The sequence below is a fragment of the Wenzhouxiangella sp. YN9 genome (assembly GCF_056324165.1).
The window spans coordinates 1-1,964 of record NZ_JBJNIP010000015.1; the positions used below are offsets into that span (position 1 = coordinate 1).

Annotated in this window: 1 protein-coding gene; it reads left to right on the forward strand. The window is 59.8% G+C overall.

Going from position 1 to position 1,964, the window contains the following annotated elements:
• Positions 1-689: 689 nt before the first annotated feature.
• A complete protein-coding gene (locus ACEWQ0_RS00025) occupies positions 690-1,751 on the forward strand; it encodes an alpha/beta hydrolase family protein (protein ID WP_476484107.1) in 1,062 nt (353 codons plus the stop codon).
• Positions 1,752-1,964: the final 213 nt, after the last annotated feature.

The window sequence follows — 1,964 nt, forward strand, 5'->3', positions numbered from 1 at the left end:
CCGGGCTCCTCGTCGCTGACTAACTGACTGCGTGGATAGGTCATGTCTCTATTCTGGCGCCGGGAGAGACGCCCGCCAATCCGGAGACTGTCCCGGTGAGCTGTAGGAGATTTCCTATAGATCATGGGTGTCCTGATTCTGGCTGTGATTCTGGCTGGGCTGTGATTCTGGCTGATTCTGTTGTAGGCAGCGGCCGCTTGAAGGCTGCACCGGTCATGGCAACTTCGCTGATATCGGGGCCGCGCCTGACCGGGGAGCAGCTCTATGAAGAGGGCTGACTCGAGGCGATTTTTGCCTTGCTGGCATGGTTTCTGGCATGGTTTCCTCCTGGATTGGTGACAGGCTCTCCTACCCGTTCAAATGCCATTCTGTGCGCGATTGCGTTTGGAGCGCTGACGGCTGCTTCTGCATCAGTCCTGGCGGTGGCGGCTATTGGGTGGGACTTCGGTGTGGCTATAATCTCGACTTCGCCAGTGGAGATTGCTTTCGCTTTCTTTTCTGTACTGGTGTTTACCTACGTCGGATGGAGAATGCAGATGCGATTGGCGGGAGAATCCGAGCGAGGAAGACCCTGACAGTGTTTGCGCGCCGCTGGTCCGAATCGAGTGAAGATCGCCAGGAGTTTGATCGTAGCCATGGGTAGGGATCGCGCCACTGTTTCAAGCACTGTCCGCAAGGTTTTCTTTGTCATGGTCGTCGCCCTGGCTGTCAGTTGCAGCGCACCGCCGACCAGGGAGGTTCCGGTAGGGCGCTTGCATTTGTCGCTTGTCGATACTGAGCGCAGCAACTGGGCCGGGGACGGGCCTCGACCGCTTGCTGCGACGCTCTGGTATCCGGCATCGCCCGAGGCTTCCGAGGAGGAATGGCGCGCCGGTGTATTTCGCTTCGGGCGTGCTGCATTGGGCGCGCCATTTCTCGACGCTGCGGAGCGGCCACTGATCTTGCTCTCGCACGGGACCGGAGGGAGTGCAGCGCAGCTGTCCTGGTTGGCCGAGCGCCTGGCTGCGGAGGGTTTCATCGTTGCGGGCGTCAATCATCACGGCAATACGGCTGTAGAGGAGCGCCAGTGGCCGGGTGGTTTCGTGCTGCCATGGGAGCGTTCCCGGGACCTTTCGGTATTGATTGACAGGGTTCTGGAGCATCCGGAAATCGGCCCTCGAATCGACAAGCAGCGAATCGGAGCCGCGGGTTTTTCGCTTGGCGGATATAGCGCGCTCGGCCTGGCCGGCGTTCAGCTGCCGTCGTTCGAGGCCTGGGAGCAGCGTTGTCACCGCAGGCCTGAATCGCCTGCTTGCCGGCTGCCGCCGGAAGCTCGGTTCACGTTGGAGGAGGTCGACTCGGTGCAGCGCTCAGCCCCCGCTTTTCAAGCCGGGCTCCAGCGAGGGCGCCTTTCAGCTCGCGACAGCCGCGTCAAGGCTGTATATGCGATTGCGCCTGCACTGACAAGCCTTTTGACTGAAACCGATATTCCACGTGATGTCTCCGCGGCGCTGCAGGTTGTGCTGTCGGAAAATGACGACCAGGTCGAGCTGTCAGCGACCAGGAGGTTTCTGGCAGAGGCTTTGCCTCAAGCCGGCGTGCGGGTCGTCGAGGGTGGAACGCACTATGTGTTTCTTTCAGAGTGCACGTTGCGGGGCAGGCTGATGCTGCGAGCACTCTGCAGTGATGCCTGGGGCGTCAATCGCAAGGATGTACACTCCAGGATCGGAGCGGCGGCTGTCGATTTTTTTGATTCGGCGCTGCGTCCCTGAGCAGAAGGCGGGTCAGGTTTGAAAACCCCCGCAACCAACAAGCAAGGACACCCACGATTCCCATGGCTGAACAAAAACAAGGACACCCACGATTCCCATGGCTGAATAGCCGTCGGCCAAGCCTTCGCGATGGTTAGATCAGTCGGAAAGGTTGATGGTGGTGAGGTGATTTAGCGATCTGCGCATCGAAAATCCTTGCTGGGGCCGAATTTG